The following is a 26967-nucleotide window of genomic DNA, read 5'->3' on the forward strand; positions in this document are numbered from 1 at the left end:
CCTGCCGACGCTTTCGCGAGCAGGCTCGCTCCCACGGGAGACTTGTGCCTGACTCCGAACCTGTGGGAGCTGGCTTGCCAGCGATTGCGGTGGGTCAGCCAATATTGATGCTGGATGTGCCGCCGTCATCGCTGGCAAGCCAGCTCCCACAAGGTAGTGTTCTCAATCCTTTCGAGATACGGTGTCTACCTGTTCTCTCCCAGCATCGACGAGGTCCGTTTCATGAGCAATGCGTCTTACGTTCCGCCCAAGGTCTGGAAACACGAAGCCCCGTCCGGCGGCCACTTCGCCAGCATCAACCGGCCGATCGCCGGGCCGACCCACGACAAGGAACTGCCGGTCGGCAAGCATCCGTTGCAGCTGTATTCGCTGGCCACGCCCAACGGCGTCAAGGTCACCATCATGCTCGAAGAGTTGCTCGCACTCGGGCACAGCGAGGCCGAATACGATGCGTGGCTGATCCGCATTGGCGAAGGCGATCAGTTCTCCAGCGGCTTTGTCGAGGTCAACCCGAACTCGAAAATCCCGGCGCTGCTGGACCCCAGCGTCGAGCCGCCGATCCGGGTGTTCGAGTCCGGCTCGATCCTGCTGTATCTCGCGGAAAAGTTCGGCGCCTTGCTGCCCAAGGATCCGGCCGGTCGCACCGAAACCCTCAACTGGCTGTTCTGGCAAATGGGCTCGGCGCCGTACCTGGGCGGCGGTTTCGGGCATTTCTACGCGTATGCGCCGGAGAAGCTCGAATACCCGATCAACCGCTTCACCATGGAAGCCAAACGGCAGCTGGATGTGCTCAACCGCCGTCTCGCCGACAACGCCTATCTGGCCGGCGACGATTACACCATCGCCGACATTGCCGTGTGGCCCTGGTACGGGCAACTGGTACGCAACAACGTTTACTCGGCGGCGGAATTTCTCGCCGCGCACGAGTACACCCATGTGCAGCGCTGGGCGGAAGAAATCGCCAAGCGGCCAGCGGTCATCCGTGGGCAGCGAGTGAATCGCACCTGGGGTGATGAAGACAGTCAGGTACCGGAGCGGCATGAGGCGAAGGATCTGGACTGATTTCAAAAAAACCGCATAACCCTGTGGGAGTGAGCCTGCTCGCGAAAGCGTCGTATCAGACAACGCATCTGTTGAATGACACACCGCCTTCGCGAGCAGGCCCGCTGCCACATTTGCCTGCGGAGGCCATCAAATCCAATTGTGAAAAAATCATTAACTAACTGACTCGTACGGGTTTATTCCCCCGGAAACTTCCGACATACTAATGCGAATAATTCTTACATTCACTCGCATTAGTTTCGTTTGGGTAAATCTTGGGGAAGCAGATAGATGTCGTTTCACACCATTCACCGCCGCTCGAACCTTTCACCTAACCTCCTCGCACTCGCCATCGGCATGGTCAGCATCGCACCTGCCCTCGCCGAAGAAACCGCCCCCACCGCGCCAGCCAATGGCCCGCTGGAACTGCAAGCGACCGAAATCGGCGCTACGCAGATGAGCAGCACCACCGAAGACACGCAGTCCTACACCACCGGCCCGATGCAGACCGCGACCAAGCTGTCGCTGACCATGCGCGAAACGCCGCAGGCGGTGACGGTGATCACGCGACAGCGCATGGACGACCAGAACATGACCAGCGTCAACGACGTGGTGCGCGGTACGCCGGGGCTGTTCCTCAGCGAGGCCAGCGGTCCGGGCCGGCAGACTTACAAGGCGCGCGGTTTCGACATCGACAACATCATGTACGACGGCCTGCCCAGCTCGTATTCGCCTTACACCCTGGCGGTGCAACCGAACCTGGCGATGTTCGACCGGGTGGAAATCGTTCGTGGCGCGACCGGCCTGGTCACCGGTGCCGGCAACCCGTCGGCGGCGATCAACATGGTGCGCAAGCGTCCAACCGCTGATCAGCGCGTAACCCTCACCGGCGCCGCCGGCAGCTGGGATGACTACCGTGGCGAAGTCGATGCCTCCAGCCCGCTGAACGACAGCGGCACCCTGCGTGGCCGGGTGGTGACGTCGTATCAGGGCGCGGACAGCTTCCGCGACAAGGAAGAAAACGATCACGGCCTGTTCTACGCCATCGGTGAAGCCGACCTGAGTGACAGCACCACCGCGACCCTCGGTTTCTCCCGGCAGAACGATCAGACCAACTATTTCTGGGGCGGCCTGCCGATCGGCGAAAACGGCCACCACCTCGACCTGCCCCGCTCCACCTACCCGGGCACCGATTGGGAAAACCGCAAGCTGCAGGTCGACACCGTGTTCGGTGAAGTCGAACACCGTTTCGCCAATGACTGGAAACTGCACCTCGGCGGCTCGACTTCGACAACCGAAGGCGAATTCTCCGGCACGTACCTGTCGCGTTACGACGGCCCGCTGGAAACCACCGCCTACCAATCGCACCACACCGACAAGCAACGCGCCTTCGACGGTTTCGCCAGCGGCCCGTTCGAAGCGTTCGGCCGCACTCACGAACTGGTGGTCGGCGCCAGCAACCGCGTGTACGACGCCACCACCAAGGAATACTCGCCCTACGACACCGGTCTGCCGATCGCCGCGCCCAAGCCTGACTTCGTCCGCAGTGGCAAGTCGCGTAACGTCACCACCCAGGACGCGGTTTACCTGACCACGCGCTTGAGCCTGGCCGACCCGCTGACGTTGATCCTCGGCAGCCGCCTAGACTGGTATGACTACGACGATCGCAGTGCCGACGGTGACTTCAAGGTCACGCGCAACCTGACCCGTTACGCCGGCCTGATCTACAAACTCGATGACCATCACTCGGTCTACGCGAGCTACACCGACATCTTCACCCCGCAAACCCAGAAGGACCTCGGCGGCAAAGTGCTCGAGCCGATCGTCGGTGAAAACTACGAAGTCGGTATCAAGGGCGAATATTTCGACGGCGCGCTGAACGGCAGCGTGGCGGTGTTCCAGATGGACCAGACCAACCGCGCCACCCAGGCGGCGACCCAGCTCGGCTGCCCGGAACTGACCTGCTACGAAACCTCCGGCAAGGTTCGCGCCCAAGGCGTGGACATGGAACTGCAAGGTGCGCTGACCGAGCAATGGCAAGTCGGCGCCGGCTACACCTACACCCGCGCCCACTACATCAAGGACGAAAACCCGGCCAACGATAACCAGAAATTCGACACCGACATGCCCGAGCACCTGTTCAAGGTCTCCACCGTGTACCGCTTCAAAGGCCCGCTGGAAAAACTGCGCGTGGGCGGCAACGTCTACTGGCAGAGCCGCATGTACAACGACATCGCTCTGGCCAACGGCGGCAGCTATCGCCTCGAACAGGGCGGCTACGCGGTCACCGACCTGATGGCCGGTTACGAGGTCAACAAGCACCTCGACCTGCAGGTCAACGCCAACAACATCTTTGACCGCAAGTACTATTCCTCCATCGGCACCGACGTGACCTGGGGCTCGACCGATAACTACGGCACCCCGCGCAGCTACATGATGACCGCCAAGTACAAGTTCTGAGGCGATAGCGCTCAGCAAGCACCGCACAGGGCGTCGGGAGTTTTCCCGGCGCCCTTTTTTGCAGGTTCATTAGGCATGGCCGGCAATTACCGATAGTCTCTGGCGACACTTTCGCGAAGCGCCGGCCATGCCCCAGACAGATTTCTCCTCCGACCTCCAGGCCATCGGCAGCATCGACGCTGTGCCGGTGATCCTGAGCATGGTCAAGCATACGACCGGCATGCGCTTCGCCGCTGTAGCGCGGGTCACCGAGAGCAAGTGGATCGCTTGCGCCGTGGATGACTCGATAGACTTCGGCCTGTTGCCCGGCGGCGAACTGGTACTGGAATCGACGATTTGTCATGAGATCCGTCAGCACCATCAGCCGGTGATCTTCGGCCATGCCAGCCAGCACCCGGTTTTCTCCACGCACCACACGCCGAAAACCTATGGTCTGGAAAGCTACATTTCGATTCCGATCATCAAGGCCAATGGCGAGTTTTTCGGCACACTCTGCGCCATTGATTCGGTTCCGGCGAACCTCGACGACCCGGCCATCGAAAAGACCCTCACCCTCTTCGCCCAGCTGATTGCAATGAGCCTGGATACCCAGGGCCATTTGCACGCGACCAAAACCGCACTGGCCGATGCCAACGAATTGGGCCGTCTGCGCGAGCAGTTCATCGCCGTACTGGGCCATGACTTGCGCACGCCACTCAGTGCCATTCGCATGAGTGCCGATCTGCTGCAAAGCAAAGCCGAAGACAAGCGCTCGCATACGCTGCTATCGGCGATCCGTACCAGTTCGGTGCGCATGGGCGTGCTGATCGAAAACATCCTCGACTTTGCCCGGGGTCGGCTCGGCAGCGGGATTCCGGTGCAACGCAAACTGGTCGATGACTTGCAGCAAACGCTGCGCCAGACCCTTGAAGAAATCCAGGTGGCGTACCCGCAGGCGAAGTTCATTGATTCGCTTGAGGTACCGACCGGGGTCTATTGCGACCCGTTGCGCATCAGCCAGTTGTTGTCGAATCTGCTGGGCAACGCGGTGACCCACGGTTCTACGGCCGAACCGATCGTGCTCAAGGCGTTTGCCGAGGGCGATGAGATGGTGATTTCGCTGACCAACCAGGGCGCGCCGATTCCACCCGCGCTGATGCCGCTGCTGTTTGAACCGTTCTCACGTTCCGAAGCCGGTCAGCGCAATGAAGGGCTGGGGCTGGGCTTGTACATTGCCGGGCAAATTGCCAATGCGCACAACGGCACCTTGACCGTGACGTCCGACAGCGAGGCAGGCACCTGTTTCGTGGCGCGCTTCCCTGCCCGCTTCAAGTGGGTCTGAGCGCTGCTCTAAGTATTCAGTGGCGTCTGCGGCGTGTCCGGGTTGAGCTGGCGGCGACGAAACTGCCCCGGTGGCTGGCCATGAATCTGGCGAAAACGTCGAGAGAAATAGGCCTCATCAGCAAATCCACACAGCCGCGCGACCTCGCCCACCGAGCGCGTGCTGTTGAGCAGGAAATTGCGCGCCGCGTGCATGCGCCGCTCCAGCACCAGCTCGGTGAAGGTCTTGCCGATCTCCTTGCGCAGCCAGTGCGTCAGGTAGGTCGGTGACAGATAGGTCGCAGCAGCGACTTTGATCAGGTTGAGATCAGGATCGGCGATGTTCTTCCGCAAGTATTCGAACATGCGGCTCAAAGCGTCGCGACGGCTGTTTTCGGCGGCATTCTCTTCTGCCAAGCGCTTGAGCGGCTCGGCGTAAAGAAAACATACGCTGCCAATCATCTGCAGCAACAAGCCCTTGAGCATTTCCCGCGTGCCGAACTGACGGTTCTCATCAAGGCTGCGCATCTGCTTGATCAGGCCGCAGACCTGAGCGAAATCCTCATCGCCCAAAATGAAATCCAGATGCTCCTGAAAGCGGAACGGTGACAGTTCAGGCGCGAGCAGGATTGACACCTCTTCCAGATCCATCGGGTCGCACTGTAGATGCGGCAAGAGGAACGTCTGGGAAAAATTGATGACGATGAAATTGCTGTCTGCGGGATGCGGAATCACATGCACGCGGTGCGGCAGGATGAACGCCAGAGTGTTGCGCGGGAACGGCCGCTGCACGCTGCCGATGTGCTGCACGGTGTCGCCACCGAGGTTGATCTGGATCTGGAAATACTCATGCCGGTGAGGCGCGGTTTCGGCGCGCCGACCCTTTTTGTCGCGAATGTAGAAATCGGTCAATTCGCTGCGTTGCTGCATGACGTAGGTCGGGATACGGCTGGGTGAAGACATGGGCGGGAGGTCCTCCGGGCAGTGAGGTGGCGCCCGTCATCTTGCAGGGTTGTGCGGTGGGCGGCAACGAGTCATACGATGACGTTGTCTTTTTTGAAAGAAGCCTCGCGATGAGCCTGTCCAAAAACCGCATTATCGTAAAAGTAGAGATAGTCGTTATTTTTCAGTTATTTATGCTTTAAACCTGATCTTTATTCTCAAGACAAATCGTATTTATCTTTTTGGACACGTTCGCCAAATCCACTTTTTTCAAGAAAAAACGTTCTAACCCATCGGTTGATTTAGAACCGTTGTACGACCACTGTAATGACCAACGCAGCCCAACCTCTTTCAAAAACAATCAAAGGTGCGCACGTCATGATCCTGCTATTTCCCCTCGCCGCCCCGCCCGACCTCCCCTTGAAATCAGTCGCAGAAAGACGTTCCTGAACGTCTGAAAGCCGCGCTGCAACCCGTTCGATTGCCTTGCCCCACACCTTGCGGGCAACGGCATCGGCTGCTCGAAAAATCTCGACTCTTCTAACAATAACGAGGTCTCCGCATGTCCAACTCCCATTCTTCCAGTGCCACGGTGCCGCCGGTGATAGCCGGCGCACGCGATGCCGTTTCGGCGCAGCGTCTGCCTACCCGGCGGCGCTGGTTCATGCTGTCGTTGCTGCTGATTGCGACGATCATCAATTACATCGACCGGGTGAACATTTCGATTGCCGCGCCGTTCATGGCCAAGGACCTGGGCCTGGACAAGATCGAAATGGGCCTGATCTTTTCCGCCTTCGCCTGGACCTATGCGCTGGCACTGGTGCCGGCCGGCTTCATCGCTGATCGGTTTGGCTCGCGCTTCACCTACGGCGTATCGCTGATCAGTTGGTCGACCGTCACCGTTTGCCAAGGTTTCGCCACGGGATTTGCCTCGCTGTTCGGCCTGCGCCTGGCGGTCGGCGCCATGGAAGCCCCGGCTTTCCCGGCCAACAGCCGCGCCGTGACGGTGTGGTTCCCGGCGCGGGAACGTGGGATGGCCAGCAGCATTTACGTGTGCGGTCAGTACCTCGGCACGGCGCTGTTCACCGGCGCGCTGCTGTGGCTGGCGACCACCTTCGACTGGCGCCACGTGTTCTACAGCACCGGCGCACTCGGCATCGTCTTCGGTGTGCTGTGGCTGTACCTGTATCGCGATCCGCTGAACTGCAAGAAAGTCAGCCAGGAAGAATTGAAGTACATCGAAACCGGCGGCGGTCTGGTCAAGAGCAGCCAGGAGCGCACCCGCTTCAACTGGCGGCAGATTGCCGAGCTGTTCAGCTATCGGCAGATCTGGGCGATCTGCATCGGCAAGTTCGCCAGCACCTCTGCACTGTACTTCTTCCTCACCTGGTTCCCGACCTACCTGATCGAAGAACGCAAACTGACCATGATCAAGGCCGGGATCTTCGCCGTGCTGCCCTTCGTCGGTGCGACGGTGGGGATTCTGCTGGCCGGCATCGTTTCCGACTTGCTGATCCGTCGCGGCTACTCGATGTCGTTTGCGCGCAAGTTGCCGCTGGTGGTCGGTTCGATGCTGGGCATGTCGATCGTGCTGGTGAATTTCACCGACTCCAACCTGATCTGCATCGCCGTGTTGACCATCGCGTTCTTCGCCCAAGGCATCGCGTCCTCATCGTGGGCGGCGGTATCGGAAGTGGCGCCAAAAGAGCTGATCGGCCTCACCGGCGGCATTACCAGCCTGGCGGCGAACATCGGCGGCATCGTCACGCCGATCGTGATCGGCGCCATCGTCCACGCCACCGGCACCTTCGCCTATGCCTTCTGGTTTATTGGCGGCGTCGCGCTGATCGGCACGCTCTCCTATTCGTTGTTGCTCGGACGTCTGTACCGCATCGAGCTGAAGGTGCGCTGAGGCGAAAAGCCCGGATTTGTCCAAACGCAGGCGGCTTTCGTCCAACTTCGCCGACGCCAGCCGCCGTACGCTGCCCTTTCAAACAGGATGACCCGCAGGATGAACATGACCGAATACGTCTTTACCCCGGATCTGCCCGTGACCTTGCCGGTCCTCGGCACCGAGCAGCGCTTCCCCGTCGGCCGGGTGTTCTGTGTCGGCCGCAACTACCCATGGCCGGACTCTCAAGGCCAGTCGCGCCAGCCGCCAGTGTTTTTCATGAAACCGGCAAGTTGCGTGGTCGATGCCGTCGGCGACGTCGCCTTCCCCTCAGTGTGCGAGGACTTCGTTCACGAAATCGAACTGGTCGTGGCCATCGGTGAAGGCGGCGCCCATATCCCCGAGGATCAAGCGCTCGCCTACGTGTGGGGCTACGCCGCCGGCCTCGACCTGACCCGCCGCGATGTACAACGCGCAGCCAAGAGCAACGGTTTGCCGTGGGAAGGCGCCAAGGTGTTCGACGGCGCCGCGCCGATGACTGCCGTTGTCCCGGTGAGCCGCTCTGGCCATCCCGAAGGCGAGTTGTGGCTTAACGTCAATGGCGAAGAACGCCAGCGCGACAACCTCGACAGCCAGATCTGGTCGGTAAGTGAAGTAATCGCGCGCATCTCGCAATCCGTGGCCCTGCGCGCCGGCGACCTGATCATGACCGGCAGCCCCGCCGGGGTTGACAGTCTGCAACCCGGCGATGTGATCAGCGCTGGCATCGACGGCATCGGCCACCTGGAAATGCGCGTCGGCCCACGGCCCTGATCCTGCGGATTAAGAAAAAGGAGAACAACAATATGACAACCTCTTTGAAAGTCGCGCTGGTGACCGGCGCCGGCAGTGGCATCGGCCGCGCCGTGGCACTCGGCCTGATGGCCGACGGCTTTACCCTTGTGCTCGCCGGACGTCGGCCCGAGCCCTTGCAAGCGCTGGTCGAACTGGCGCAGAGCCAGGGTCACCCAGCGCTGGCGGTACCCACCGACGTGCGCGATCCGGCCAGTGTCGACGTGCTGTTCGCGACCATTGCCGAGGTCTACGGGCGCCTCGATGTGGTCTTCAACAACGCCGGCGTCAACGCCCCCGCCGTGCCGCTGGACGAGCTGACCTTCGAGCAGTGGCGCAACGTGATCGACACCAACCTCAACGGAGTCTTTCTGTGCGCTCGCGGCGCGTTTGGGCTGATGCGCAAACAACAGCCGCAGGGCGGGCGGATCATCAACAACGGCTCGATTTCCGCACACACGCCGCGCCCGTTCAGCAGCGCCTACACCGCGAGCAAACACGCCGTGCTCGGCCTGACCAAATCCCTGGCGCTGGATGGCCGCGAATTCAACATCGCCTGTAGCCAGATCGACATCGGCAATGCCCTGACCGAAATGTCGGTGCGCATGACCAAAGGCGTACGCCAGGCCAACGGCAGCATCGCCGTCGAGCCGATGGTCGACGTCAAACACGTCGCCGATGCAGTGCGCTACATCGCCGGCCTGCCGCTGTCGGCCAACGTCCTGAACATGACCGTCATGGCCAGCGCCATGCCGTTTGCCGGCCGTGGTTGAGCCGGCCTTTTTATTGCGTAACGAGGTAGCCATGAAGCCAGAAATCCTGCAACTGAGCCCGATCCTGATCCCTGAAATCAACGCGCGTCTGGACGAACTGTTCACCGTACGCCGCTACTTCCAGCAAGCGGACAAACCCGCCTACATAAAGGAACACGGCGCCAACATTCGCGGCGTCATTACCGGCGGCCACACCGGCATCAGCCAGGCGCTGATGGCGCAACTGCCGAAACTGGAAGTCGTCGCGGTCAACGGCGTCGGCACCGATGCCGTCGATCTGGCCTACGCCCGCGACCGCGGCATCCGCGTCACCGCCACCATCGGCGCCCTCACCGAAGACGTCGCCGACCTCGCCATCGGCCTGCTCATCTCGGTCTGTCGCGGCCTGTGCACCAGCGACCGCTACGTGCGCTCCGGCCAATGGCCACAAAGCCCGACCCCACTCGCCCCGCTGCCCTTGGCCCGACAAGTCTCCGGCATGCGCATCGGCATCGTCGGCATGGGCCGCGTCGGCCGCGCCATCGCCACCCGCGCCGCCGCCTTCGGCTGCCCGATCAGCTACACCGATCTGCAACCGATGAGCGACGTCCCCCACACCTTCGTCGCCGACCTCAAACAACTGGCCCGCGACAGCGACGCCCTGATCCTCGCCGCCGCGGCGGACAAGGGCGAAGCGATCATCGACGCGCAAGTGCTGCAAGCGCTGGGCAAGGACGGTTATCTGATCAACGTCGCCCGGGGCAAACTGGTGAATGAGACGGCTCTGGTTGCCGCGCTTTCAGCGGGAGAGATTGCCGGGGCTGGGCTGGATGTATTCGTTGATGAACCGAATGTGCCGGAAGCGTTGTTTGGTAATGAACAGGTGGTGCTGCAACCGCATCGGGCCAGCGCCACGCTTCAGACACGCACGCGGATGGGGGAAATGGTTGTGGCGAGTCTGGTAGATACGTTTGCGGGAAAAGTGCCGGTTGGGTGTGTGACGGGGTGAACGGGTTCCGGAGCGCTGTTCGTGATCGCGGCACACACCGCCTTCGCGAGCAGGCTCGCTCCCACAGGTTTGATTGCGTACATTCAGTGAGAAATGGGGCGTCTGTCAGGCCGCCTTCGCTGGCAAGCCAGCTCCCACAGTTTTTTGTGGCGTAGACAGGAACTGGTCAACACCCAAAGTCCAATGCAGGCTTGCTCTCAACGGAAAAGCAAAAGCGAAGGCCAGATCAAAAGATCGCAGCCTTCGGCAGCTCCTACAGTTGGATCGCGTTCCGCTCAAGAACAGGTCGGCTGTCAGGCCGCCTTCGCGAGCAGGCTCGCTCCCACAGGAAAGCAAAAGCAAACCAAGCAGGCCGTCCCGCCACCCAACACGATGAGCGCAAGCTCGAGTAGCTTTTGATCCTGGAGCCCGTCGGCAGGCTGAGTGGAGGGATTGATCCGGGTGTGGGAGCGCAGCGACCGTCTGGCGCAGCCAGACACAGCGGAAGGAGGTGCAGCGAAGCAAACCGGAGCCGCTGCGCCCGGATCGATCCCGGAGCGAAGGAACCCCGAGCCCCAGCGAGCGGGCCGAACGTCAGGGCGAAGACCTTTTGGTTCCTTTTGGGGCGTTTGCCAAAAGGGACTCGCCGTAAGGGCGAAACCGCCAGCCGCAACACCACCAAAAAAGGATATACACCCAAAAACCCCAAAGCATGGTCGGCCCAAAGGCCGCCAAGTCCAAAAAAAAGCCCCACAACCGAAAACCAGTGTGGGGCGAAAAAATTGGTTGGTTGCGGCCAACCAAAGGAGCTCTGTCAAAACCCGTCAAGCGCTCAGATCAAATGCACTCCTGAGCCGCCCGCTCAAAACTCGAAGGCAACAAATTCGACGCCAGCAAATGCCGCTCATAAATGAACACCTTGCCACCCTTCCCCGCCTTGTACGCCTCCAGCACGTTATCCGCCGACACCTTGCTCGGCACCACAATCCGATAACTGCGCTGACTCTGCGAAACCGTCGGATTCAAAGCACTGCCCTGCAACTTCGTCACCACGCAATCGGCGTACTGCGCCGGCGTCTTGCTGGTCTGCAACGTCAGAGTCGGATCGTTCGGCGCCGAAGCACAACCGCCGAGCAACAGGGAAACAAAAGCCATGGCTGGCACGAATAAAGGACGCATCGGGGTAATCCTGAAAATAAAGGTTCGGTTCAACCGGCAACGGTTCGACTTCACGGGATCGCCTCTGCCATTCAATTTTTTGGAGAATCAGCTCGACGCCACCAGGGCCTTGAGCGACACATCGAATTGCTTCAGCGCATTGAGTTGCAGATCACGCTGCTGATTGATCTGTGCCGCGATCTGCGGCGCCGCCCGGTCATGCACCCAGACCGAAGGCAGCTCCTGCTCGATTGCCCCCTCGGCCTTGCCGATGTATTGCAGGTCGGCGTCGTAGAACCGTGCAGAGAAGCGCGCCTCGACCAGACTGTTGCGCTGGGTCAGCAAGCGGTTGAAGGTGTCGAGCTTGACCACCACGTCCGGATGGGCCTTAACCAGCGCATCCAGATTGTCGTAGACGGTCACTGAGGCGAACTGTTGTTGCAGTGAACTTACCAGCCAGTCGAGGGCCAGTTCCGGGTCGGAACTGCTGACAAAGGCGTCGCGGATTCGCGAGTCCAGTGCGTCTTTGGCGCCGTTCAGCGCCATGTCGTGGTAACGCTCCAGGTATTGCAGGTTCTGCAAGGTGTTTTCGCTCAACAACACACCCACGGTCTGCGTGTGCTGCAGGGCCGAGGCGCTGGCGGCGATGGGTTGCAGGTGACACGACCGGGCGTCGTCTGCGTAAGCCGGTGCGGTAACTACCCCGCCCATCAGCAGGGCGATCATTGCCAGTCGAGTCAGAATGTTCATCGCGCAATTTCCTTGAGCTGCGTCTTCGATGGAGGCGATTTTCCGCCGATCGCCGGCAAAGCAGAACTTGCGTTTCTTGATGGTCACTATTACTTCCAGCAATAGTTGCGCGTCGCGCAGACTGATGCACACTGAGCACATTCAAGAAAAATGATGAGGGTCTCGCCTTGAGAACGTTTGATCTGATCCGTGACGCCGTGCTGCCCGAATATCGCGACCGCGTAGCCGAATACCTGGTGCAGTACGAAAGCGTCCTGCTGGACAAAAACACCCGCGATGCGCAATTGATCCGCGATACCGCCCAGCAACTGCGCGGTTATCTGCGCGGCCTCAATACCACGCGGGTGCTGGGCATGGCCTATTGGGAAGAGCTCGATCGCCGCGTGGTAGACACCTGGCTAAGCCCGCAAGAGTGACCGCTGAAGCGCCAGTGGTCTGCCCGGCAACGCGCCCCCTGCGAAAAACCTGACCAAACGCTTACAATCGCAGGCCTATTGCCATACAGACAGGCCTGCCCGGAAATGCCGCTCGACCCGCCAACGATGCTGACCATCACGATCGCCCTCGCAGCCGCTGCCGCGCTGTACCTGGCGGTCGAGTGGCGCAGCATCCGTGAGCCTTCGCTACTGTTCTGGAGCGCCGGTTTCGCCACCATCACCATCGGTTCCACCCTCGCGCTGCTGCGCAGCAGCGGTTTTCTGCTGCTGGGCATCTGGTTCGCCAACGGCCTGCTGGTGACCGCGCATTTCTTTTTCCTGCTCGGTGTGGCGCGCTTCACCCAGACCCGACTATCGCCGGCGTGGTACCTGATTTTCGCAACCTGGCTGATCATGTTGACGTTGCCGGACGGGCCGCTGTGGTCCAAGGCCATGCTGGTGGCCAACTCGCTGCTGGTGGCGATCCCGACGCTCAAGGCCAGTTCGCTGCTGCGCCCGCACGGCAAGTCGTTGAGCGTGGGCGCGGTGCAACTGCGCTATGTGCTGCTCGGCCACGGCATCTTTTATGTGGCCAAGGCCCTGACCGTGGTGATCCCCGGCACGCTGATCGATCTGGCGGCGTTTCGTGGCGAGATCATTCAGATCTCGCTGGTCGAAGGTGCGATGGCGATCATGTTGATCGCCCTGTCGATGACCGGCACCGAGCGTTATCGCCGGGAAAAGCAGATCGCCCGCCTCGCCGAGCGCGATCCGCTCACGGCCCTCTACAACCGCCGCGCCCTGGAAAAGCGCACGCCACGCCTGCTGGCCGGCGTATCCGCGCAAAGACCGGGTGCGTTGCTGTTGATCGATATCGACAACTTCAAACTGGTCAACGACCAGTACGGGCATATCGCCGGTGATCGCTTGCTGATTGCTCTGAGCGAGATGATCCGCGCCCAGCTGCCGCCCCATGCGCTGACGGCGCGGCTGGGTGGCGATGAGTTTCTGATGCTGCTCAACAATGCCTCAGCCGAAGCTATCCTTGAACTGGGCAATGCCTTGCGCGAACAGTTTCTGGCCTTGGCGTCGCACACCTATCCCACGTCCGCTGCGGTGACTTTGAGCATCGGCGCCACCCTGTTCGACAAACCGCCGGCCAGTCTCGCGGCGCTGATCGAACTTGGCGACGCCGCGCTCTACGAGTCCAAACGCGGCGGACGCAACCGCTTGCGCCTGTCCGGCCTCGCCACTCCAGGATGACCCCAGCCATGTCCAGCCACGCCACCCCGCTGCAAGACCTCGCCGCCCCCGAAGGCGTTTGTTACGGCTGCGGCGGCCGCAATCCGCAAGGCCTGCATGTGAAAAGTCGTTGGGATGAGGACGGCCACCACGTCATCGCCGAGCATCTGCCCGAAGCTCAATACTGCGGCTGGCCGGATCTGGTTTACGGCGGGCTGATTGCCATGCTTGTCGACTGTCATTCGAACTGGACCGCCATGGCCTGGCACTACCGCGCGGAAAACCGCGAAGCCGGCAGCCTGCCGCGCATCGACTGCGTGACTGGCAACCTCGGGATCAAATTCATCAAACCCACACCGATGGGCGTGCCGCTGCTCTTGCGCGCGCGAGTCGAAGGTGAAGTCGGGCGCAAGACCCGGGTGATTTGCGAGGTGTATGCCGGGGAAGTGCTCACGGCGGTGGGTGATTCGGTGTTTGTGCGAGTGGATACGGGGCAGTTGGCAAACGCCGCGCATGGCCGCGAAAGCCAAAGCCCCTCACCCTAGCCCTTTCCCAAAGGGAGAGGGAACTGACCGAGGTGCTTGGTGCAGATACGCCGACCTGGGAAACCGAGCCGAACTCAAATCTTGAAAAAACCCTCACCCTAGCCCTCTCCCAAAGGGAGAGGGAATTGACCGAGGTGTCTGGTGGAAATACGCCGACCTGGGAAACCGAGTCGAACTCAAATCTTGAAAAAACCCTCACCCTAGCCCTCTCCCAGAGGGAGAGAGAACTGACCGAGGTGCTTGGTGCAGATACGCCGACCTGGGAAACCGAGTCGAACTCAAATCTTGAAAAAACCCTCACCCTAGCCCTCTCCCAAAGGGAGAGGGAATTGACCGAGGTGTCTGGTGGAAATACGCCGACCTGGGAAACCGAGTCGAACACAAATTCTGAAAAGCTTGAAAATCGGCTCCCTCTCCCTCGGGAGAGGGCTGGGGTGAGGGGCTGCGGTTCAAGCCACGCAGCCACACTCAAGCCGAAAGCGAAACGTTCTGAGCCAGCTCTTCAACGCGACAAAGCCACCACACCAGCCCGCGCCGCGTGCAGCTTTTTATAGCTTTCGATCAAGCGCAAATGCCGATCCAGCCCTTCCAGCTTCATGCTCGTTGGCGTCAAACCGTAAAAACGCACACTGCCATTCACCGACCCAATCGCCGCATCCATACGCTCGTCACCAAACATCCGGCGGAAATTGGCTTCGTAATCCTCAAGCTCGAGATCCTCGTCCAGCTCCATCTCCAGCACCACATTCACTGCCTGATAGAACAAGCCGCGCTCTACGGTGTTGTCGTTGTATTGCAGGAACGCCTCAACCAGATCCTTGGCCTCGTCAAACTTCTGCAGTGCGAGGTAGATCAGCAGGCGCAGTTCCAGAATCGTCAGCTTGCCCCACGGCGTGTTGTCATCGAACTCAATGCCGATCAGCGTGGTGATATCGGTGTAGTCATCCTGCTCGCTGCGTTCCAGGCCTTGGACCAGATTGCGCAGGCCAACCTTGCTGAGGTTGTGCAGATTGAGGATGTCGGCACGGAATTGCAGGGCTTTGTTGGTGTTGTCCCAGATCAGGTCTTCGATCGGGTAGATCTCCGAGTAATCCGGCACGAGGATGCGGCAGGCCTTGGCGCCGATGTGCTCGTAGACCGCCATGTAGACTTCCTTGCCCATGTCTTCGAGGATGCCGAACAGGGTCGCGGCTTCTTCGGCGTTGGAGTTTTCGCCTTGGCCTGAGAAGTCCCATTCGACGAATTCGAAATCTGGTTTGGCGCTGAAGAAGCGCCACGACACCACACCGCTGGAATCGATGAAGTGCTCCACAAAGTTGTTCGGTTCGGTCACTGCCTGCCCCGAGAACGTCGGCTGCGGCAAGTCATTGAGGCCTTCGAAGCTGCGGCCCTGGAGCAGCTCGGTCAGGCTGCGTTCCAGCGCGACTTCCAGGCTCGGGTGCGCGCCGAAGGAAGCGAAGACGCCGCCGGTGCGCGGGTTCATCAGGGTCACGCACATCACCGGGAATTCACCGCCCAGCGAGGCGTCCTTGACCAGCACCGGGAAGCCCTGCTCTTCAAGGCCTTTGATGCCGGCGAGGATGCTCGGGTATTTTTCCAGTACCTCTTGCGGTACATCCGGCAGGGCCATTTCGCCCTCGAGGATTTCGCGTTTGACCGCGCGCTCGAAAATTTCCGACAGGCACTGCACCTGCGCTTCGGCCAAGGTATTGCCGGCGCTCATGCCGTTGCTCAGGTAGAGGTTTTCGATCAGGTTCGACGGGAAGTACACCACTTCACCGTCCGACTGGCGCACGAACGGCAGCGAGCAGATGCCGCGCTGGGTGTTGCCGGAGTTGGTGTCGTAAAGGTGCGAGCCACGCAGTTCGCCGTCGCGGTTGTAAATGCCGAGGGTGTAGTCGTCGAGAATTTCGCTTGGCAATTCGTCTTTCGGACCCGGCTTGAACCACTTCTCGTCCGGATAATGGACGAATTCGGCATTGGCGATGTCTTCGCCCCAGAACTGGTCGTTATAGAAGAAGTTGCAATTGAGGCGCTCGATGAACTCGCCCAGCGCCGAGGCCAGCGCGCCTTCCTTGGTTGCGCCCTTGCCGTTGGTGAAGCACATCGGCGAATGCGCATCGCGGATATGCAGCGACCAGACGTTGGGCACGATGTTGCGCCACGAGGCGATTTCGATCTTCATGCCGAGGTCGGCAAGGATCTTCGACATGTTGGCGATGGTCTGTTCCAGCGGCAGGTCCTTGCCGGCGATGTAGGTGCCTGCCTGGGAATCGGACTGAGGCATCAACAAGGCCTGGGCATCGGCGTCGAGGTTGTCGACTTCTTCGATGATGAACTCGGGGCCGGTCTGCACCACCTTCTTCACGGTGCAGCGGTCGATGGAACGGAGGATGCCCTGGCGATCCTTGTCCGAAATATCGGCGGGCAATTCGACCTGGATCTTGAAGATCTGGTTGTAGCGGTTTTCCGGGTCGACGATGTTGTTCTGCGACAGGCGAATGTTCTCTGTCGGAATATTGCGGGTGTCGCAGTACAGCTTCACGAAGTAAGCCGCGCACAAGGCCGACGACGCCAGGAAGTAGTCGAACGGCCCCGGTGCCGAGCCGTCGCCCTTGTAGCGGATGGGCTGATCGGCGATCACCGTGAAGTCGTCGAACTTGGCTTCAAGTCGAAGGTTGTCGAGAAAGTTGACCTTGATTTCCATGCGGGATTACCAGAATACGGCTAAACGAATGGCGGCCATTATCCGGTTTTTGTGCGGGAAGTCTCGCCCTTTCGGGATTCGCCGCTGGCCGGCGCTGCTGGAAATTCCGGCAGATTCGCTACACTTTGAAAAAATCCAGGCGATACCAATAACAACAATCTGAACATTGTGCGCTCGCCATTGTTCTAGATTCAGAAGACACCGGATCAAGGACGAGCACATGGCCGTTACTCTCCCTGCGCAGCCAATCCCCACCCCGCAACGCGCTGTGACCCGGCGCCTGGCCATCGCCGTTGGCGCACTGTTTGTTGCGGGTGTCATCGCCGCGATCAGCACCTTGCTTGGGATCGCCAATACCCTTGACGCGAAGGATCTGGAACAGAACCAGTTCTATTCCGTGCGCGCCGTGGAAAACCGCATCACCGCGTCGAAAAACTACATCACCAGTTATGCCTACTGGACCCGCGCCTACGAGGCCTTGAGCGGGCCGATCGACGTCAACTGGGCCTACACCGAACAGAACATGGGCAAGACGCTGTTCACCAGCGACGGCTACGACGGCGTGTTCGTCCTTGATCGCAATCGCACCAAGTACGCGGTGATTCGCGGGCAGATGGTTGAAACCGACGTATCCAGCGTACTGCAAGCGCCCGCCTCGGCGCTGGTCGAGCAGGTGCTGAGCCAGCCTGATCTGACCAAGCCGATCAGCAGTTATTCATTGTTCGAAGGCTGGCCGGCGCTGATCACCGCTGCCGCGATCATTCCCAATGACGAGCGCCCGCTGGATGAATTGAGAAACACCTCGGTGCTGGTGTTCGTCGACAAGCTGACCCCGACCAAACTGCGCAAGATCGGCAGCGGTTATGGCCTGACGAACCTGACCCTGGTCCCGGATGAAACCATTGAGAAAGGCCATCCAAGGGTGCCCCTCGACAGCACCGGCTACAGTCTGGTCGCCGACCTGCAACGGCCCGGTCAGCAATTGTTGTGGACGCTGGTGCCGCCGCTCGGCGCGACGTTTCTGGTGCTGATGCTGCTCACCGCCTATTTTTTCCGCCATGCATTGCGCTCATCGCAATACGTCGACAACAGCATTCATGCCATGCAGGCCTCGAATCAGGCACTCGAGAAAGCCAATCATGCCCTCGAAGCCAGTGAAGAACGCTTTCGCGCCGTGGCCGAAGCGGCGTCGGACTGGATCTGGGAAGTTGATGATCAGTTGGCGCTGACCTATCTGTCGGCGCGCTTCAGCGAAGTCACCGGCTACCCGCAAGCCCTGTGGCTGGGCCAGGACATCGGCGAATTACTGTCTTGCGACACCACACCACTGGAGCTGTGGCTGCGCAAACTCAGCGAGGAAAACAGTGCCGGCGACTTGCGCTGCACTTATCGCGATCACTCCGGGCGGCCGCGCCACTGCCGGCTCTCGGCGCGGCCGATTTTCGACAAGAACAGCGTCGTCGGCTATCGCGGCACTGCCAGCGACATCACCGACGAAGTCGCCGCCCATGCGCAGATCCAGCACCTGTCGATGCATGACGCCCTGACCGGCCTGCCCAACCGCAACAAACTGGCGCGTTATCTCGACGACGTCCTGGTATTGAAGGAACACGCGCCGCCGCTGTCGCTGCTGATGATCGATCTGGACAACTTCAAACCGATCAACGATTCCCTCGGCCATCCTGCCGGTGACGCGGTTCTCCAGGAAGTCGCCACGCGCCTGCGCGAATGCACCCGCGAGCACGACCTCGTCGCCCGCCTCGGTGGTGATGAATTCGTCGTGGTGCTCAATGGCATGGACAGCCATAACGAGATCGACAAATTCTGCACACGGCTGATCGGCAGCCTGCATCAGCCGATCCTCTACGAACAGCATCCACTGCATATCGGTGCCAGTGTCGGCATCGCCCTGAGTCGTCGGCACGGTTTCGTCGCCAGCGATCTGATCCGCTACGCCGACATCGCGCTGTATCAGGCCAAGTCCGATGGTAAGAACACTTGGTGCTATTTCGAAGCGCACATGAGCGACCAGATCCAGACGCGCCGGCAAATGGAAGATGACCTGCGCCATGCGCTCAAGCACAACGAATTCGTCCTGCACTATCAGCCGCGCTACAAGGTCGATGGCAAGCACATCGTTTCGGTGGAGGCGCTGGTGCGCTGGCAGCATCCGACCCAGGGCTTGCTCGGGCCGGACGTGTTCATTCCGCTGGCCGAACAGACCGACCTGATCGTACCGCTGGGCCGCTGGGTGCTGCGCGAAGCCTGCGAAACCGCGCTGGAATGGCCCCATGACATTCTGCTGTCGGTCAACCTCTCGCCTGCGCAGTTCGCCCTCAGCGATGTCGTCGAGGATGTTCGTGAAGTGCTGGTGGATACGCGTTTCCCCGCCAGCCGTCTGGAACTGGAGATCACCGAGAACGTGATGCTCAATGACACAGACGGCGCGCTGACCACCATGAATCAGCTCAAGGAGCTCGGCGTGCGTCTGAACATGGACGACTTCGGCACCGGTTATTCGTCGCTCGGTTACCTACGCGCCTATCCATTCGACGGGATCAAGATCGACAAACGCTTTATCGCCTCGATCAGCAGCGGCGCCAACGACCGTGCCGTGGTGCAGGCGATCATCGGTCTGGGCAAAGCCATGGGGCTGACGGTGACGGCCGAAGGCGTCGAGACCGAGGAGCAACTGGCGATTCTCGGCAAGGATCAATGCAACGAGGTGCAGGGTTATTTCATGAGTCGGCCGATCGACAAGGCGGCTTTTGCTGATCTGCTACGAGCTTCGCGACTGTCGCTGGTGAGCAAAAAAGGTCGGGTGACGTGAATCTCAACCATCGTTGGCAACGCGCACCTTGCCGCTGAACACGCGGAAACCGAAGGTGTTGTAGGCCAGGGTGATGGGGATCAGCACGGCGAATCCGACCAGCATGAAGATCTGGCTGGTGGGGCTTGAGGCTGCTTCGCTCCAAGTCAGATCCGGCGGAATGATGAATGGATACAGCGCGACCAGCATCACCGCGAAAGCCAGCACGAAAACGCCCAGTGCGGCGAACAGCGGGATGAAGTCGAAGCGGCTGTGAAAGCCTTTGCTGAATACCCATCCCAGAGCACAGAGGATGACCCCTGCCGGCAACCACAGCCGAATTTCGGCAAGCCGCCGGGCGTATTGCGGCTGCAACGTCGCCGTCCATGCGATCAGCACCAGCAATAGTGCCGCGACGACCAGCGCCAGCATGCGGGCCTGGTGGGCCGAGTGCTGCTGCAGTTCATCCAGGGTGCGCCAGTACAGCCAGCACGTCCCCAGCCAGACGTAACCGAGCACCAGCACCAAACCGCAAAACACCGGGAACGGATTCAGCCAGTCGCGGCCATCGCCAATGTATTGACCGCCCTGATGCGCAACGCCTTGCACGAGAGTGCCGAGCACCATGCCCTGGACCAACCCGGTCAGCAGCGAAGCCAGGGCCAGCACACCGTCGACGATGCGCTTGCGTCGCTCGTTCGGTGCGTAATCGCGAAATTCCAGCGCCATGGCCCGCGCGATCAAGGCGAGGAACATCACGATAAAAGGCACGTACAAGGCCGGCAGCAAGATCGCGTACGCCAGCGGAAACAACGCCAGCAGCCCGCCGCCGCCGAGCACCAGCCAGGTTTCGTTGGCGTCCCACACCGGCAGAATCGACACCGCCATGGCTCGTCGCTGGTGTTTGCAATCCGTGAGGCCCATGAGCATGCCGACGCCCAGATCGGTGCCGTCGAGCACCACGTAGTTCATGACCGAAAACGCCAATGCGGCGGCGCACAACAGAGTCAGCCAGTCCGTGTCCATGTCTGCTATTCCTCAGTGCCCGGTTTCGTCGGCAAGGGTGGGCTGCGGCCCGGGTTGATCCTGCTGCGGCGGCTCGCGCAACAGGCGCAGCAACACCCACAGACCGATGCCGAAGATCAGCAGATAAAACAGCAGAATCAGCCACGTCGACCCGACGACTTGAGCCCTGGACACCGATGACAGACTGTCCGCCGTGCGCATCAATCCGTAAATCGTAAACGGCTGTCGCCCCACTTCGGTGACGACCCAGCCGCTGAGCATTGCCAGAAATCCGGCCGGTGCCAACAGCACGCACGCGCCCAGCCAGAGCCGCGCCGTGTACAGGCGATTACGTCGGCGCAGGATCAGGCTGACCACACCCTGCCCAAGCATCAACAGCCCCAGCCCGACCATCAGCCGGAACGCGAAAAACACCGGCGCCACGGGCGGGATGTCCTCAGCCGGAAATTCATCAAGCGCGGCGATGGTGCTGGTCAGGTCATGCTGCAGGTAGAGGGAACCAATGCGCGGAATCGCCACCTCCCAGTGGTTGCGGCGCTCTTGCATATCCGGCCATGCGAACAGCCGCAGTGGCTCCCCTGCCCCTTGGGCCGGGCGCGTCCATGAGCCTTCGATGGCCGCCACTTTCTGCGGCTGGGCGTGCAAACTGTGCCGGCCATGCAGGTCCCCGACGACAATCTGCACCGGCATCAGCAGCGCAATCACCCATAGCCCCATGGAGAATTGCAGGCGAGCACGCGGGTTTTTCGGGGCCTTGCGCAATTGCCAGGCACTGATCCCGGCAATCAGCGTCGCGCTGCCGATGAACACGGCAAGCAGCATGTGCGCCAGGCGATAGGGAAACGAAGGGTTGAAGATGATTGCCCACCAGTCCTCGGCAAGGAACCGCCCGTCCGCGCCAATCGAATAGCCGGCCGGGGTTTGCATCCAGGAGTTGGCAGACAGAATCCAGAACGCGCTGATCAGCGAGCCCACCGCCACAGCGCAGGTGGCAAAAAAGTGCAGACGCGGGCCGACTTTCTTCAAGCCGAAGAGCATGATGCCAAGGAAACCCGCTTCGATGAAAAACGCCGCCATCACTTCATAGAACATCAGCGGACCGAGGACATCACCGGCCTGCACCGACAGCCGCGACCAGTTGAGGCCGAACTGATACTCCAGAATCAATCCCGACGCCGTGCCCACGGCAACGTTGAGGGCGAATACCTTGAGCCAGTAACGATAAACATCCAGATAAACCTGGCGCCCGGACCTCAACCACAACGCCTCCAGCACCACGAGGAAATTCGCCAGACCGATGCTGAACGCCGCCAGCACGATGTGAAAGCTGATCGTGATTGCGAACTGAGCGCGGGCCGCCATCAGGGCCGAATCAACGGGCTCCATCCATCAGCCGCTGTAGAACACAGCTAGCTTGTTGCCTTCGGGGTCGCGCAGATAGGCCACGTAAAAGTCCGGCGTATAGGCCTCGCGAGTGCCGGGCGCGCCTTCGTCGCTGCCGCCATGGTCGAGCCCGGCCTTGTGCACCTGATCGACCTTATGCCGCGAGTCGGCGCGAAACGCCGGCATCATGCCGTTGCCGGGTGTCGCCGGCTCACCATTGAACGGTTGCGAGATGTGCACACTGCCGGGGCCGTTGGACTTGTCGGCGCAATCGGGCAGGTAAAAACAGTAGTGTTCTTCGCGATCATGCCGGTAGCCGAGCGGCGTCAGAATCGCCTTGTAGAAAGCTGCCGAACGCTCGACATCGTTGGCGCCGATAAACAGATAACTGAGCATGGGGCGTCCTCCAATGACAGCTGTCAGCGCTGTGGCTGTTCTTGGTTCAAGGTGAACACGTTGCCGGCGTCACGCACCAACTGGCGCCATTCGGCACTGGTGATCAGGCCTTGCTCCTCCATCTGATCCGCAGCCTTGAGCAGCTCGTCATATTGCTGTTCCGGATCCAGATCGCCCTCGGCCTGCTCTGCCATCTTCCGCCATGCCGCCAGTGATGCCTGCTTTTGCTGATCGAACATACCGGTATCTCCTGAGGGACTTACCCGGTAGAAAAATCAGCGCGAGAGAGGTTCAGGGCAGACGACGGATGGACGGTTGATGCGCAAAACCTTGTCGGAGTGAGCCTGCTCGCGATAGCGGTATATCTGTCAAATTAAATTTGAATGTTCCTCCGTCATCGCGAGCAGGCTCACTCCCACAGAAAAGCAAAATCAAAAGATCGCAGCCTTCGGCAGCTCCTACAGTTGGATCGCGTACCACCTCAAGAACAGGTCGGCTGTCAGGCCGCCTTCGCGAGCAGGCTCGCTCCCACAGAAAAGCAAAATCAAAAGATCGCAGCCTTCGGCAGCTCCTACAGTTGGATCGCGTACCACCTCAAGAACAGGTCGGCTGTCAGGCCGCCTTCGCGAGCAGGCTCGCCTACAAAGCAAACGCAAAGCAGCGCAGCTGCCCGCGGCGAAGCCGCACCACTCAACAATGAGCGCAAGCTCGAGTACCGCTTTTGATCTTGATCCACCAGCGACGTCGGAAGGCTGAGTGGAGGGATTGATCCGGGCGTGGGAGCGCAGCGACCGTACGACGCAGTCGTACACAGCGAGTGTAGGTGCAGCGAAGCAAACCGGAGCCGCTGCGCCAGGATCGATCCCGGAGCGAAGGAACCCGAGCCTGCGAGGGCCGAACGCAGGAGCAAAGCGTTTTGGTTACTTTTGGGCGTCTGCAAAAGTGACCCGCTGTAAGAGCGGAACCGCCAGCCGCAACACCCGAAAAAACGGATATACACCCAAAACCCCAAGAGCCTGGTCGGCCCAAAGGCCGCCACGCCCAAAAAAACCGCAAATGTCAAAACCGCTCCGCCACCCGCTTGTACGCATAATCCGGCTCCCGATACTTGCCCGGCTTCTGCCGTTTCGGCAACTCGACCTTGTCGCGCTTCACCTCTTCATAGGGGATGCGACTGAGCAGATCAGTGATGATGTTCAGCCGTGCACGACGCTTGTCATTGGAGTCGGCAACCCTCCACGGCGCCCAATCGGTGTCGGTGTGCTTGAACATCTCGTCCCGCGCCCGTGAGTAGTCATACCAGCGGCTGTAGGACTTCAGATCCATGGGTGTCAGTTTCCAGATCTTGCGCCCGTCATTGATTCGCGCTTCGAGCCGGCGGGTCTGTTCCTCCGGACTGACCTCAAGCCAGTACTTGAGCAGGATCACCCCCGAATCAACGATGGCGTTCTCCACCCAAGGAATCGACTTGAGAAACTTGTCGGCCTGCTCCTCCGTACAAAAACCCATGACCCGTTCGACACCGGCGCGGTTGTACCAACTGCGGTCGAAAATCACCACCTCGCCGCCCGCCGGCAGATGCGGCAGATAGCGCTGTACATGCATCTGACTTTTTTCTCGATCGGTTGGCGCCGGTAATGCCATCACGCGGAACACCCGTGGGCTGACGCGCTCCGTGATCGCCTTGATCACCCCGCCCTTGCCCGCACCGTCGCGCCCTTCGAAAACAATACACACCTTGACACCTTTGGCGATGACCCACTCCTGCAGCTTGACCAGCTCAACGTGGAGCTTGCGCAGCTGTTCCAGATAGTCCTTGTTTTTCAAGCGTGGACGTTCGATTGCCTTTGCAGGTTTCTTCTTGTCTTTCGCCATGAACCTGTCCTCGCGCTTCAACAGCCCGCTGAATTTGTTTATTGACCCGAAGGGCCTGATCCGTGAGGTTAGTTCACGCCCGGTTGTTTGCCATTGCCGGGCAAAAAAGCCCTGTCGCCATGTGTTTCCTGAGGTTGTTCCGACGTCGCACTGTTCATTGCCCGATCCCCTGTTTGCTGGAGTTTTTTCGATGCCGTCGTCCAAATCATTGCCCACTGCCCTGCTCGGTCTGGCCCTGGCCTGCCCGGCGATGGCCGAGACCCAAGGTCTGGAGCTGGGGCAAGTGCTGATTTCGGCAGATGAGCGCAGTGGCAGCGATGCAGCGGTCGAAGAAGCGCGGGAACGCCTTGAGCAGGTTCCCGGCGGCACCAACGTGGTCGACATGCGCCAGCCGTTGCAGGGCCGCGTTGCCAGCAATCAGGATGTGCTGGCCTATCAGCCGGGGGTGTATGCACAGTCGGCGGGCAACGAAGGCGTGAAGATTTCCATCCGTGGTTCAGGCATCAACCGCGCACCCGGCGCCCACGCCTCGGGGCTGTACACGATGCTGGATGGCTTGCCCCTGAGCGGCCCCGGCGGCACACCGTATGAATTGCTCGAGCCACTGTGGGTCGACCATGTCGAAGTGCTGCGCGGCGCCAACGGTTTCGATCGCGGCGCGCTGGCACTGGGCGGCGCTATCGATTACGTCAGCCACACCGGTTACACCGCGCCGAAGCTGCAAGTGCGCTACGCCACCGGCAGCCATGGCTTTCAGCAGCGCCAGGTCAGCTCGGGGCAAGTGCTGGGGAATTTCGATTACTACGTGTCCCTGACCGATGCCAACGCCGACGGCTATCAGGACCATACCGCCAGCGAGAGCAAAGGCCTGATCGCCAACTTCGGCTATCGCTTCAACCCGAATCTGGAAACCCGCTTCTATTTCCGCTATCGCGAGACCAACAACGACCTCGCCGGTCGCGTGACCAAGCATTCCATCGAACACAGCCCACGGGCAGCCAACCCGGCGTATGTGGCCCGCGATGACAGCCGCAAGCAACCCGGCAGTACCTTCATCGGCAACAAGACCACGTTCTACCTCGATGACGATTCGAGCATCCAGACCGGCCTCGCCTACCACGACTACCCGATGGATCTGCGCGAAGGCCCGAACCGGCTGAAGGTGGCTTATACCGACGTTAGCGGCACCTTCGACTACAAACGCCGCGACACTTTGTTCGGTATGGAAAGCCGCAGCAACGTCGGCCTGCGCGTGACCAAGCACCTGCCCAACGATGGCGCCAGCGAGTTCGTGCGCATCCCGAGTGGCAACACCGCCAGCTACGCCCCGGGCACGCGGATGCGTAATTTCACTTATCAGGGTTCAGATACCGTGCTGCATTTCGGCAATGACCTGGAAATTGCCGACGACCTGTGGCTGACCACCGGCCTCGCCGCCATCTACACCCGCCGCGAAAGCGCCGTGACCTATCCGCAGGGCGGCGGCAAAACCAGTCTCAGCGACTGGGACTATGCACCGCGCATCGGCCTGCGCTATCAGATCACCCCGGACGTGCAAGTGTTCGGCAACCTCAGCCGCTCCGTCGAAGCACCGCACCCGTGGTCGCTGATCTACAGCTCCAACGTGCGCTTCCCTGCCGGCAACGGCGCCGCCACCGGCACCCAGCGCGACCCGGTCGAACTGCAAAACCAGACCGCAACCACTCTGGAACTCGGTGGCCGTGGCGACAGCAAACTGGGCGAATGGAGCCTGGCCTGGTACTACGCGCAAGTTCGTCACGAACTGCTCTCGGTACTGCCGGACGCCAACGCCGTCACGCCCTACGAACTCAACGCCAGCACGACCGTGCACCAGGGCATCGAGGCCAGCCTCAACAGCAAACTCTGGACCGCCGCCGACGGCCGCCAGTTGAGCTTGCGCCAGGCCTACACCTTCAGCGACTTCCACTACCGCGACGATGAGCGCTTCGGCGACAACCGCTTGCCGGGCTTGCCGATGCATTATTACCAGGGCGAACTGCGTTACGACTGGCCGCAGGGCTTCTTTGCCGCCGTGAACACGCAACTGGTCTCCAAAGTTGCCGTGGACTACGCCAACAGCTACTACGCCGATCCCTACGCCCTGTTCGGCGCCACCCTGGGCTACAACGCCCCGAAGGGCGACTGGCAAGGCTGGGTGGACATGCGCAACCTGACCGGCAAGCGTTATGCGGCAACGGTCACGCCGGGGTATGACGACAAGGGAGTGGACGCCGCGCGGTCGACGCCGGGTGAAGGGATGGGGGTTTATGTTGGGGTTTCGTGGAGTTTGCTATAAGACCCAACGCGAAATTCAAATGTGGGAGCGAGCCTGCTCGCGAAAGCGGTGTATCAGCCGTGAGTTATTTCAACTGACACGACGCCTTCGCGAGCAGGCTCGCTCCCACAGTTGGCTTTGTGGTGTGGGTTAGAACGAC

21 protein-coding genes are annotated in these 26967 nt (G+C 60.6%); 12 read left to right on the plus strand and 9 right to left on the minus strand.

Annotation, left to right across the window (positions count from 1 at the left end):
* Positions 1 to 222: 222 nt before the first annotated feature.
* The 3 genes from yghU (at position 223) to AB4N48_RS12265 (ending at position 4822) form a co-directional block, all read left to right on the plus strand.
* Positions 223 to 1062 carry a glutathione-dependent disulfide-bond oxidoreductase gene (gene yghU / locus AB4N48_RS12255; RefSeq protein WP_460095510.1) on the plus strand — a complete coding sequence of 280 codons (840 nt, stop codon included), beginning with the start codon at positions 223 to 225 and terminating at the stop codon, positions 1060 to 1062.
* 270 nt (positions 1063 to 1332) lie between these two features.
* Positions 1333 to 3501, plus strand: a complete 2169-nt coding sequence (locus AB4N48_RS12260) for a TonB-dependent siderophore receptor (protein ID WP_460095511.1) — start codon at positions 1333 to 1335, stop codon at positions 3499 to 3501.
* Positions 3502 to 3628: 127 nt separating this feature from the next.
* A complete protein-coding gene (locus tag AB4N48_RS12265) occupies positions 3629 to 4822 on the plus strand; it encodes a GAF domain-containing sensor histidine kinase (protein ID WP_460095512.1) in 1194 nt (397 codons plus the stop codon).
* Positions 4823 to 4830: 8 nt separating this feature from the next.
* Here AB4N48_RS12265 and AB4N48_RS12270 read toward each other — a convergent pair whose 3' ends face one another.
* Entirely contained in the window at positions 4831 to 5763 is a 933-nt protein-coding gene (locus AB4N48_RS12270) for a helix-turn-helix transcriptional regulator (protein WP_460095513.1), read from the minus strand.
* Between the two features lie 541 nt (positions 5764 to 6304).
* Between AB4N48_RS12270 and AB4N48_RS12275 the strand changes: the two genes are divergently transcribed.
* The 4 genes from AB4N48_RS12275 (at position 6305) to AB4N48_RS12290 (ending at position 10225) form a co-directional block, all read left to right on the plus strand.
* Positions 6305 to 7654, plus strand: a complete 1350-nt coding sequence (locus tag AB4N48_RS12275; protein WP_056785134.1) for an MFS transporter — start codon at positions 6305 to 6307, stop codon at positions 7652 to 7654.
* 99 nt (positions 7655 to 7753) lie between these two features.
* Positions 7754 to 8446, plus strand: coding sequence for a fumarylacetoacetate hydrolase family protein (locus AB4N48_RS12280; protein ID WP_056785132.1), 693 nt, complete (start codon positions 7754 to 7756; stop codon positions 8444 to 8446).
* A 32-nt stretch (positions 8447 to 8478) separates the two neighbouring features.
* Positions 8479 to 9237, plus strand: a complete 759-nt coding sequence (locus AB4N48_RS12285; RefSeq protein WP_095179705.1) for an SDR family oxidoreductase — start codon at positions 8479 to 8481, stop codon at positions 9235 to 9237.
* 31 nt (positions 9238 to 9268) lie between these two features.
* Entirely contained in the window at positions 9269 to 10225 is a 957-nt protein-coding gene (locus AB4N48_RS12290) for a 2-hydroxyacid dehydrogenase (RefSeq protein WP_460095515.1), read from the plus strand.
* A gap of 816 nt (positions 10226 to 11041) precedes the next feature.
* On the opposite strand, the gene AB4N48_RS12295 is transcribed toward AB4N48_RS12290, so the two are convergent.
* Positions 11042 to 11383, minus strand: a complete 342-nt coding sequence (locus tag AB4N48_RS12295; RefSeq protein ID WP_460095516.1) for a hypothetical protein — start codon at positions 11381 to 11383, stop codon at positions 11042 to 11044.
* An 87-nt stretch (positions 11384 to 11470) separates the two neighbouring features.
* Positions 11471 to 12112: an ATPase gene (locus AB4N48_RS12300; protein ID WP_460095561.1), complete on the minus strand. Its 642-nt coding sequence runs from the start codon at positions 12110 to 12112 to the stop codon at positions 11471 to 11473.
* Positions 12113 to 12279: 167 nt separating this feature from the next.
* On the opposite strand from AB4N48_RS12300, the gene AB4N48_RS12305 reads away from it, so the two are divergent.
* The 3 genes from AB4N48_RS12305 to AB4N48_RS12315 all read left to right on the plus strand — a co-directional run bounded on the left by AB4N48_RS12305 (position 12280) and on the right by AB4N48_RS12315 (position 14315).
* Positions 12280 to 12528, plus strand: coding sequence for a hypothetical protein (locus AB4N48_RS12305; RefSeq protein ID WP_056785124.1), 249 nt, complete (start codon positions 12280 to 12282; stop codon positions 12526 to 12528).
* Between the two features lie 105 nt (positions 12529 to 12633).
* The gene (locus AB4N48_RS12310; protein ID WP_160768977.1) at positions 12634 to 13791 is read left to right on the plus strand and encodes a GGDEF domain-containing protein; all 1158 of its coding nucleotides are present in this window, start codon (positions 12634 to 12636) and stop codon (positions 13789 to 13791) included.
* Positions 13792 to 13799: 8 nt separating this feature from the next.
* Positions 13800 to 14315, plus strand: a complete 516-nt coding sequence (locus AB4N48_RS12315) for a PaaI family thioesterase (protein WP_150635562.1) — start codon at positions 13800 to 13802, stop codon at positions 14313 to 14315.
* 502 nt (positions 14316 to 14817) lie between these two features.
* Here the strand turns inward: AB4N48_RS12315 and AB4N48_RS12320 are convergent.
* Complete coding sequence (locus AB4N48_RS12320) at positions 14818 to 17022, minus strand: OsmC domain/YcaO domain-containing protein (RefSeq protein ID WP_056785113.1); 2205 nt, start codon at positions 17020 to 17022, stop codon at positions 14818 to 14820.
* A 220-nt stretch (positions 17023 to 17242) separates the two neighbouring features.
* Between AB4N48_RS12320 and AB4N48_RS12325 the strand changes: the two genes are divergently transcribed.
* Positions 17243 to 19852: a bifunctional diguanylate cyclase/phosphodiesterase gene (locus AB4N48_RS12325; protein WP_460095518.1), complete on the plus strand. Its 2610-nt coding sequence runs from the start codon at positions 17243 to 17245 to the stop codon at positions 19850 to 19852.
* Positions 19853 to 19855: 3 nt separating this feature from the next.
* Here the strand turns inward: AB4N48_RS12325 and cydB are convergent, their stop codons facing one another.
* The 5 genes from cydB to ppk2 all read right to left on the minus strand — a co-directional run bounded on the left by cydB (position 19856) and on the right by ppk2 (position 24511).
* Positions 19856 to 20857, minus strand: coding sequence for a cytochrome d ubiquinol oxidase subunit II (gene cydB, locus AB4N48_RS12330; RefSeq protein ID WP_460095519.1), 1002 nt, complete (start codon positions 20855 to 20857; stop codon positions 19856 to 19858).
* Positions 20858 to 20869: 12 nt separating this feature from the next.
* Positions 20870 to 22219 carry a cytochrome ubiquinol oxidase subunit I gene (locus AB4N48_RS12335; protein ID WP_460095520.1) on the minus strand — a complete coding sequence of 450 codons (1350 nt, stop codon included), beginning with the start codon at positions 22217 to 22219 and terminating at the stop codon, positions 20870 to 20872.
* Between the two features lie 27 nt (positions 22220 to 22246).
* The gene (locus tag AB4N48_RS12340; protein ID WP_236169030.1) at positions 22247 to 22636 is read right to left on the minus strand and encodes a VOC family protein; all 390 of its coding nucleotides are present in this window, start codon (positions 22634 to 22636) and stop codon (positions 22247 to 22249) included.
* 23 nt (positions 22637 to 22659) lie between these two features.
* Positions 22660 to 22875 carry a hypothetical protein gene (locus AB4N48_RS12345; protein ID WP_095179697.1) on the minus strand — a complete coding sequence of 72 codons (216 nt, stop codon included), beginning with the start codon at positions 22873 to 22875 and terminating at the stop codon, positions 22660 to 22662.
* Positions 22876 to 23695: 820 nt separating this feature from the next.
* Positions 23696 to 24511, minus strand: coding sequence for a polyphosphate kinase 2 (gene ppk2 / locus AB4N48_RS12350; protein WP_056785103.1), 816 nt, complete (start codon positions 24509 to 24511; stop codon positions 23696 to 23698).
* Positions 24512 to 24701: 190 nt separating this feature from the next.
* On the opposite strand from ppk2, the gene AB4N48_RS12355 reads away from it, so the two are divergent.
* A complete protein-coding gene (locus AB4N48_RS12355; RefSeq protein WP_460095521.1) occupies positions 24702 to 26828 on the plus strand; it encodes a TonB-dependent receptor family protein in 2127 nt (708 codons plus the stop codon).
* The last annotated feature ends 139 nt before the right edge of the window (positions 26829 to 26967 follow it).

The organism is Pseudomonas sp. S2_C11 (genome assembly GCF_054668395.1).